Source organism: Planktothrix tepida PCC 9214, assembly GCF_900009145.1.
Lineage (GTDB): Bacteria > Cyanobacteriota > Cyanobacteriia > Cyanobacteriales > Microcoleaceae > Planktothrix > Planktothrix tepida.
Genome location: NZ_LN889759.1, coordinates 51,435 through 58,890, shown reverse-complemented (window position 1 = coordinate 58,890; position 7,456 = coordinate 51,435). Strand labels below are relative to the sequence as shown.

The window sequence follows — 7,456 nt, the reverse complement described above, 5'->3', positions numbered from 1 at the left end:
TATTATTAACTAGAAATGTTAGGGACTTTAGCAAAGTTCCTGGTTTGAAAACAGAAGATTGGACGGTTTGACACTCTCCGCTTAGGAGGAACCCCAGCTTTTGTTGGAACTCGTGTATCCATGAAAACATTGCTCAATGATCTCGAAGCAGGCGATCCACTGGATAAATTTTTAGATCATTTGAAAAACACCCTCAGTTTATTTCAAAGGGATTCAAAAAATTGAGAAAACTGTTGAGGAGAGGGATATTTATTTCTCCTAATTTTTATAAATCTCTCTCATTAACCACAAAGCCGCGACAATTCCAACGAAGTGAGCAACTATGGTGTGGGTATTCGCGAGAACTACGAAAAAATCAACAGGTTGGATAAAATCTTGTAGGCTGCCTGCGGTGGCTAAAAAATTTCGAGGTTGAGAAATCGCTTTTGCTAATAAAATTCCGTTGATAGCCTCTGATGCAATTAAGGTGACAGCCATTCCGCTTAAGTTACTGGTTAAACCCAGGCGAATTTGCTTCATGGTTTCTGCACGGCTAGGGCGAGCCATTCCCGGTGCTTTGAGTCTGCGGGCTAAACGAGTGTAACGAAAGGCTTGAAAAATACTAAACCCTAAAATACCCAGTCCAATTAAGGCAAAAACTAAACCCCCGCCCATTCCCGACGTTGTGCCAGGTTGTGCTGTTCTTCCTGGATTAAAGGCAAAAATCGCAAAAAGCTGAATCACAGCAGAAACTACCGCTAAAACAAGCTGTGTCCAAAAGCAAACCCAGCCGGTGGTACGCAGGGCAAAGGCAACCCGTTGAATGGCATTGGAAGTTGGAGGTGAAGAGTCAGATGGATAGGACATTGTTTAAACAATCAGGGGTAAAATCATAATGAACGCGCTTAAAATCCAAGGAACTCAAGCATGAATCAACCACAACCGACGACAACCCCCAACCTAAATGAACCCAAATTTGGTTTCAATCAATATGCTGAACGGTTAAACGGTCGAGCGGCCATGATTGGTTTTTTGATCACCTTGGCAATTGAATATTTTAGCGGACAGGGTTTGTTATCCTGGCTGGGGTTGAGTTAATTTTAGCGAAGACTGTTCATAGTTGACCGTTAATTATAGAAGGTTGTCATTCGTCTGATGGGTCAAAGTTAATTCAGGGTTCTCCTGTTGGGCCGTAATTTTGGGATTTCCCTGGAATTCAGGCTAAACAGAATCAGTCAAATCCTCAGTTTCTGATCACTCTGATAACGGATGACAACTGACCCCGCAAGGGGTAAAATGCAGCAAAAGTTTGGAGATTAAGTTAAATTGGGATTAGATAAACTTTGAAGTGAAGAAGATTAGAGAATGATTCTGTCGGCTCCTATTCCGAGAGATTGTACTAAAAGTTAACACAATTAAAATTTAGAGTAAAACTGTGATGAATGCTTTATGGCCGCGTGTTCTCAGGTCTGCTTATCGTCGAGAACCTATTGTGAGTTTTGTGGTAACGGTTGGAACTGTAGATGCTGTGATTGGTGGAGTGAGTTCAAGTTTATCGTTATTAACCTTTGGGCTTTCCAGCGTTGCGGTGATTTTGGTCTTGCGTTGGTGGATGTTACAACGCTCTAAAATTGAACAACCTGAAACCGCACCGGAATATGCTCTCCCCCCTAGTTCTTCAAGACCTCCCCTCCCTCAACTCACCCAGGACTTACGCCCTCGTCGATCCAAAAAACCGGGTTTTTAAGTTTTTTTAAAAGATTAAATCCCGATGGAAAGTTCAGAAACTCAGTTTCTGGATCAAATCGTTCTTTTGATTTAATGAGAAAATAATCAGGATCACTAAAAATGAGTGCTGTAATTACAGAGGAACGCTTAAAAATTGGTGATGTTGCCACCCGGAGTGGCTTATCGGTGAAAACGGTTCGCTATTATGAAGAAATTGGTTTATTAGCCCCCACCGTTGAACGGTCTGACTCCGGGTATCGACTTTTTGATCCCTCGGTCGTCAACCGTTTAGCATTTGTCAAACGGGCTCAATCTTTGGGTTTAAGTTTAAGTGAAATTCGAGAGATTTTAAATATTAGCGATCGCGGTGAACTTCCCTGTGAGGAGGTTAAACAACATTTAGCGATGAAAGTTGAAGAGATTAATCACCAAATAACCGCCTTAGAAATTTTAAAAAGTGAGTTACAACAATTACTCAACCATTGGCAAGATCATCCATCAAACTATCACGAGGATACCACGATTTGTCCCAATATTCAAGGAGAATGTTAATCCTAAAAAAATCGGGAAGGTATCTGATTGATCCTTCCCGTTGCTTTGGTTTTGATTAAGTTTGTTTCTGAGGGTTTGCCGTTGTTTTTTCAGTTGTCGCGCCCTCGCCGACCCCCCTTTTCCTTTAATATTTCTGCCTTGGGAGCGGGGAGATTCCCAACGTTTTAGTTGTCGTGCCATTTTTCCCTATATTTTTTTACAGCTTTTATTAAGTATAGCTCAATTTTCTGGTTTGTGTCAAGCAAAAACAGAATTATTTTAAGGATAGTGCTGTGCGATCACAACTCATCACAAGGCTTTTCTATCCTGTTCTGAGCCGTTCTCCCGTTGCTGATTTTTTCAAAACTTAATATTTAATGTTCAATTCTTAACATTAACGTCTTGATTCTTAATCATTTTTCTTCGATTCTTAATACTTTATTTAGGAATTTATACTCCTCAAATATGATAAAAAAGAATCATTGTTCTTAAAAGTTTTAGCAAGAGGAGCAGGGATTAGTGCTTGATGTGTATATCGTTTCAGCAGTCCGCACCCCCCTCGGTCGTTTTGGCGGTTCCTTAGCAGGTTTTTCTCCTTCCGATCTCGGGGCCCACGTCATCAAAGCTGCATTGGAACGCGGAGGAGTTCCCAGCGATGCCTTAGACCTCTACATTTTGGGAAACGTTCTCCGCGCCGGACACGGACAACTCATTCCTCGCCAAGCTGCCCTGAAAGCTGGAATTCCCGCCCATGTGGATGGATATGCGGTGGATATGGTGTGTTCCTCCGGTATGATGACCCTGATTAATGCCGCAACCGCCATTCGGGCCGGAGAAGCCGATCTCGTCTTAGCCGGAGGCATAGAATCCATGTCTCAAACCGGATTTTATCTCTCCCAACGGGCGAGATGGGGATATAAATTCCTCATGGGTGCACCGGAACAGTTAATTGATATTCTGGTGTATGACGGGTTAACTGACCCCACCACCGGAGAGGGAATGGGGGATGAAACCGAACGAGTGGCTGCTGAACATGGGTTCACCCGGCAAAATTTAGATGAAGTGGCGTTTTATTCCCACAAACGCGCGACAGAAGCGACTCAACGGGGAATCTTTAAAGCGGAAATTGCCCCGATAGAAATTGTGAGTAAAAAAGGCACCCAAATTCTCGATCAAGATGAAGGAATTCGCCCGGAAACAACCTTAGAAAGTTTAGCTAAATTACGTCCAGCTTTTAGTAAAGAGGGAATATTAACGGCGGGAAATAGTAGTCAACTTTCCGATGGGGCTGCGGCTGTCGTTTTAGCCAGTGCTCAAGCGGTGGAAAAATACGGTTTAACGCCCTTAGCTAAACTGATGTCAGGAACTTTAGCCGGAGGTGAAACTTGGCGATTTACGGAAATTCCGATACTGGCAACCCAGAAACTTCTGACTAAATTGAATATGACAATTGCTGATTTTGATTTAGTAGAAAATAATGAAGCCTTTGCGGTCAGTAGTTGTTTATTCAATCAAATGTTAGGCGTTCCTTTTGACAAAATGAATGTGAATGGCGGTGCGATCGCTTTAGGACATCCTATTGGCGCATCAGGAACCCGAATTATTGTCACCTTGTTGAATGCCTTAAAAGAGCAGGATAAAACCCTGGGGTTAGCCGCCTTATGTCATGGAACCGGAGGCGGTACGGCTTTAGCCATTGAACGAGTTTAAAAGCATTGAGCATTCAGACTAATCACTTAAATTGGAGTAAACAGTATGGTTTCTTTAGGTTTAGAAGATAAAGTCATTTTTGTCACGGGTGGCGGTCGAGGAATTGGGGCAACAATTGTCTCTTTATTAACCGAATTAGGGGCAAAAGTTGCTTTTGTCGATATTAATATTCCCGATGATCATCCGGCTGCCTTTGCAACGAAAGCCGATGTCACGAATTTAGAAGAAATGGAGGCTGTTGGCAAAAAAATTGCTAAAAAATTAGGGCCGGTTTATGGGGTTGTGGCTAACGCTGGGATTACCCGTGATAACTTTTTTGGGAAACTGTCTCCCGCCGATTGGGATGCGGTGATTAATGTTAATTTAAAAGGGGTTGTGAATACGATTAAACCCTTTGTTGCGGGAATGTATGAACAAAAATCTGGGTCAATTGTTGCCATTAGTTCGATTTCAGGTGATCGCGGTAATGCGGGTCAAACCAACTATGCCGCAACGAAAGCGGCTGTGATTGGTTTAGTCAAATCTTTAGCTAGAGAAGCGGCGCGTTATAATGTACGGGCAAATGCGATCGCCCCTGGATTTATTAATACCGAAATGACCAAAGTGATCGCCGATAATATCAAAGAAAAAATTATTGCAGAAATCCCATTCCGTCGCTTTGGAGAACCCGAAGATATTGCTTGGGCTTGTGCATTTCTGTTATCTCCAGTTGCTAGTAGTTATGTAACCGGAGAAGTCCTCAGAGTTAATGGAGCCCATCATACTTAAACATCACTCAAGACAGTGGAACAGGCATATTGCCTGTTTCATACCTATTTTGTTTGATTCAAGAAAATGATTAAAAACTCCTCCCGTCTTCAAAGGGAGGGAGGGTGGGGTTCCTCTTAAACAATTGAATTCATGGTGAAAAAAATGGATAAAGAAACCGCAACTTGGAATGATTTAACCGGAAATTGGGTGAATGCTTGGACAGATGCAGGAACTCAAATTTGGAAAGCTTGGTTTAATCAAATGGGAGTAGCAACCGAAGAAAACGGAAATGCGGAAACCAAACCCAATATGACCGCTTTAACAGAACGGTTTACGCAGAATCAACAGTTATTAATGCGTTTTCTGAAGTTGTCTTTTGATGCTTGGCAAGATATTTTACCGAAAGTTCAAGCCGGAGAGGATTGGCAAAAAACCTTAACGAATTATACCGCCCAAATTCGCAAACAATTAGATGATTTTTCCCTCGGAAATCAAAAAATCAATCAAGATACCACTCAACTTTGGCAATTATATTCTCAACAAATCCAAAAATTTAATCAAGTTTGGATGGCTTATATGGAGTCTTCCCTTGGGCCATTAAACCAAACTTGGACAGGAAATAGCCAACCTTGGATCGAACTGAATAACCTGTATTGGGAGATGTTTTATCAACCCACCTTTGGGAATTTTCTGCAAAGTCCCACCCTAGGAATTACACGGGAATTTAATAATAAAATTCTCAAAGGATTTGATCAATGGACAAATCTTTATCGCGCTAGTAACAATTATCAAATTTTATTATCCGATATTCAAGTTAAGTCCTTTGAAGCCTTAATTCAAAAGTTAGTTGAGTTAGCTGAAAAAGGCGAACCCGTTACCGACTGGAGGAAATTCCAAGATCTCTGGAGTATCGTTTCTGATGATATTTTTGAGAAGACTTTTGTTTCGGAAGAAAATCTCAAAGTTCATGGAGATTTTCTCAATGCTTTAAATGCCTATCGCATTCAACAACAAGAATTAATGGAATCTTGGATGAAAGCGATGAATATGCCCTCTCGCAGCGAAGTGGATGAAATTCATAAAACCGTTTATGAACTGCGAAAAGAAGTTAAACGGTTGAAAAAAACTTTGGCAAAGTATGAACCAGAAAGTTAACGGTTGACCTGTTTTGTTAATAGGTTTTTAACAGGCAAGATGCCTGTTCCCCATTCCACAGTCCCTAACTTGAATTAAACCTATGTTACCTTTTTTAACTCAATTAAGTTTGGAAGATACCACCCACGAATATGTGGAGTTAACGCAAAAACTCGTGAAAGGTATGGAAAATTTAAGCCGTTTACGAGAAGAAGATATTGAAGTAGGTTTTTCTCCTAAAGAAGTGGTTTATAAGGAAGATAAAGTGATTTTATATCGCTTTAAATCCCAAGTTGAAAAACCCTTTCAAATTCCGGTTTTAATTGTTTATGCCTTAGTTAACCGTCCGTTTATGGTTGACTTACAGGAAGATCGATCCTTAGTTGCTAATTTGTTAAAATTGGGATTAGATGTTTATTTACTCGACTGGGGATATCCGACTCGCGCCGATCGTTGGTTAACCTTAGATGACTACTTAAATGGTTATCTGGATAACTGTGTCGATTTTATTTGCAAAACCCATCAATTAGACAAAATTAATCTGTTAGGAATTTGTCAAGGGGGAACCTTTAGTCTCTGTTATAGTTCCATGCACCCCGACAAGGTGAAGAACTTAATTGTGATGGTGACTCCCGTTGATTTTAAAATGAAAAATACCCTGCTCAATATGCGGGGAGGTTGTACCCTAGGTTCTGATGCGTTAGATGTCGATTTAATGATTGATGCGATGGGGAATGTTCCCGGAGATTTCCTCAATCTTGAATTTTTGATGCTCAAACCGTTGCAATTGGGATATCAAAAATATTTGGATTTACCAGATATTATGAGCAGTCAAGATAAATTGCTGAATTTTATGCGGATGGAAAAATGGATTTTTGATAGTCCAGATCAAGCTGGAGAAGCCTATCGGCAGTTTTTAAAAGATTTCTACCAAGGCAATAAATTAATTAAAGGTGAAGTTGTGATTGGGGAGAAACAGGTGAATTTAAAAGCGGTGAATATGCCTGTTTTAAATCTGTATGCGGAGAAAGATCATTTAGTAGATCCATCATCTTCTATCGCCTTAAAACAATATGTGGGTAGTAAAGATTATACCGTCCAATCTTTCCCCGTCGGACATATTGGAATGTATGTGAGTGGGAAAGTGCAACGGGATTTACCCCCCACTATTGCCAATTGGTTAAAAGCCAGAGGTTAAGAAAATGTTCTAGGATCTATTGGGGTGATGACTAATCCGTATTGATACAGATTTTAGGAACGAACCCTCCCCAAAAACACCAAGGGGATACTGACTAAAGTTTAAGTTCAGTTCCCCTTTTTGAATATATCTTTCCCAATATTAAGAACTGTAACTAAAAACCTTCACAATCAGAATATTATTTCATTAATATTCATAGTTTATCTTTAAGCAACACTGGATTGAATCGGTAGCAAGCAAACATTAAAAAAACTAATCTTAAAGGTTCATCAGGAACTTTTTTTTCAACGAAAGCAAGGCTAGACTAGATTCATGTTAAAACTAGCAGTTTAAATTCCCTAAAATAGGCATTCTGCCTGCTAGTCAGGGATTTTAATGTGCTAAAATTTAACGCCTCGGTTTCAATGTGACCTCAAAAGAAGGCTT

Annotated in this window: 9 protein-coding genes; 8 read left to right on the top strand and 1 reads right to left on the bottom strand. The window is 40.5% G+C overall.

Features of this window, described 5'->3' with window-relative positions; all coding sequences use genetic code 11:
- Positions 1 to 57 precede the first annotated feature (57 nt).
- Positions 58 to 225: a DUF433 domain-containing protein gene (locus tag PL9214_RS32615; protein ID WP_072716895.1), complete on the top strand. Its 168-nt coding sequence runs from the start codon at positions 58 to 60 to the stop codon at positions 223 to 225.
- 33 nt (positions 226 to 258) lie between these two features.
- Here the strand turns inward: PL9214_RS32615 and PL9214_RS00490 are convergent, their stop codons facing one another.
- Positions 259 to 846 (bottom strand): DUF3611 family protein, encoded by a 588-nt coding sequence (locus tag PL9214_RS00490; protein WP_072716894.1) that lies wholly within the window; start codon positions 844 to 846, stop codon positions 259 to 261.
- A gap of 60 nt (positions 847 to 906) precedes the next feature.
- Between PL9214_RS00490 and PL9214_RS31035 the strand changes: the two genes are divergently transcribed.
- The 7 genes from PL9214_RS31035 (at position 907) to PL9214_RS00455 (ending at position 7,030) form a co-directional block, all read left to right on the top strand.
- The gene (locus PL9214_RS31035) at positions 907 to 1,077 is read left to right on the top strand and encodes a CAB/ELIP/HLIP family chlorophyll-binding protein (RefSeq protein WP_186440269.1); all 171 of its coding nucleotides are present in this window, start codon (positions 907 to 909) and stop codon (positions 1,075 to 1,077) included.
- A 340-nt stretch (positions 1,078 to 1,417) separates the two neighbouring features.
- On the top strand, positions 1,418 to 1,726 hold the full coding sequence (locus PL9214_RS00485) for a hypothetical protein (protein ID WP_072716893.1): 309 nt from the start codon (positions 1,418 to 1,420) through the stop codon (positions 1,724 to 1,726).
- Positions 1,727 to 1,827: 101 nt separating this feature from the next.
- A complete protein-coding gene (locus PL9214_RS00480; protein WP_072716892.1) occupies positions 1,828 to 2,259 on the top strand; it encodes a heavy metal-responsive transcriptional regulator in 432 nt (143 codons plus the stop codon).
- Positions 2,260 to 2,757: 498 nt separating this feature from the next.
- Positions 2,758 to 3,948, top strand: coding sequence for an acetyl-CoA acetyltransferase PhaA (gene phaA, locus PL9214_RS00470; RefSeq protein ID WP_072716890.1), 1,191 nt, complete (start codon positions 2,758 to 2,760; stop codon positions 3,946 to 3,948).
- 45 nt (positions 3,949 to 3,993) lie between these two features.
- A complete protein-coding gene (gene phaB, locus PL9214_RS00465) occupies positions 3,994 to 4,716 on the top strand; it encodes an acetoacetyl-CoA reductase PhaB (protein WP_072716889.1) in 723 nt (240 codons plus the stop codon).
- A 144-nt stretch (positions 4,717 to 4,860) separates the two neighbouring features.
- On the top strand, positions 4,861 to 5,853 hold the full coding sequence (gene phaE, locus PL9214_RS00460) for a class III poly(R)-hydroxyalkanoic acid synthase subunit PhaE (RefSeq protein WP_072716899.1): 993 nt from the start codon (positions 4,861 to 4,863) through the stop codon (positions 5,851 to 5,853).
- An 82-nt stretch (positions 5,854 to 5,935) separates the two neighbouring features.
- Positions 5,936 to 7,030 (top strand): class III poly(R)-hydroxyalkanoic acid synthase subunit PhaC, encoded by a 1,095-nt coding sequence (locus PL9214_RS00455; protein ID WP_072716888.1) that lies wholly within the window; start codon positions 5,936 to 5,938, stop codon positions 7,028 to 7,030.
- The last annotated feature ends 426 nt before the right edge of the window (positions 7,031 to 7,456 follow it).

Coding starts and splice junctions, on each gene's coding strand:
- phaB (WP_072716889.1), top strand. CDS start 3,994: ATGGTTTCTTTAGGTTTAGAAGATAAAGTCATTTTTGTCACGGGTGGC.
- PL9214_RS00490 (WP_072716894.1), bottom strand. CDS start 846: ATGTCCTATCCATCTGACTCTTCACCTCCAACTTCCAATGCCATTCAA.
- PL9214_RS31035 (WP_186440269.1), top strand. CDS start 907: ATGAATCAACCACAACCGACGACAACCCCCAACCTAAATGAACCCAAA.
- phaE (WP_072716899.1), top strand. CDS start 4,861: ATGGATAAAGAAACCGCAACTTGGAATGATTTAACCGGAAATTGGGTG.
- PL9214_RS00480 (WP_072716892.1), top strand. CDS start 1,828: ATGAGTGCTGTAATTACAGAGGAACGCTTAAAAATTGGTGATGTTGCC.
- PL9214_RS00485 (WP_072716893.1), top strand. CDS start 1,418: ATGAATGCTTTATGGCCGCGTGTTCTCAGGTCTGCTTATCGTCGAGAA.
- PL9214_RS00455 (WP_072716888.1), top strand. CDS start 5,936: ATGTTACCTTTTTTAACTCAATTAAGTTTGGAAGATACCACCCACGAA.